This window comes from Brevibacillus sp. MCWH (assembly GCF_013096935.1).
Lineage (GTDB): Bacteria > Bacillota > Bacilli > Brevibacillales > Brevibacillaceae > Brevibacillus > Brevibacillus aydinogluensis.
This window is the reverse complement of sequence record NZ_SDLF01000213.1, coordinates 1-409: the sequence shown is the minus strand read 5'-3', so window position 1 is coordinate 409 and position 409 is coordinate 1. Positions and strand designations below refer to the sequence as shown.

Annotated in this window: 1 protein-coding gene; it reads right to left on the bottom strand. The window is 45.2% G+C overall.

Going from position 1 to position 409, the window contains the following annotated elements; all coding sequences use genetic code 11:
* Window positions 1-25: 25 nt before the first annotated feature.
* Window positions 26-409: His/Gly/Thr/Pro-type tRNA ligase C-terminal domain-containing protein (locus ETC00_RS20135; RefSeq protein ID WP_253264360.1), on the bottom strand; the 384-nt coding region annotated here is incomplete at its 5' end.

Below are 409 nucleotides of genomic sequence, written 5' to 3'. Positions count from 1 at the left end.
ACTTTATAGGATAGCCTGTTTTTGCTTAAAACTGAATTTTTTCTTCTAAGAAGCTGTTTAATTCCGCAATTGGAATGCGCGTTTGTTCCATCGTATCGCGGTCGCGCACGGTAACCATGCCGTCCTGTTCTGAATCAAAATCATACGTAATACAGAACGGTGTTCCAATTTCATCTTGACGACGATATCGTTTTCCGATCGAACCGGACTCGTCGTAATCGACCATAAAGTGTTGTGAAAGTTGTTCAAAGATCGCACGCGCACCTTCTGATAACTTTTTCGATAGTGGCAATACAGCCGCTTTATATGGCGCTAATGCTGGGTGAAGGTGCATCACTGTGCGCGTCGTACCGTCTGCCAGTTGCTCTTCTTCATACGCATCGATCAAAAATGCGAGCGTGACGCGATC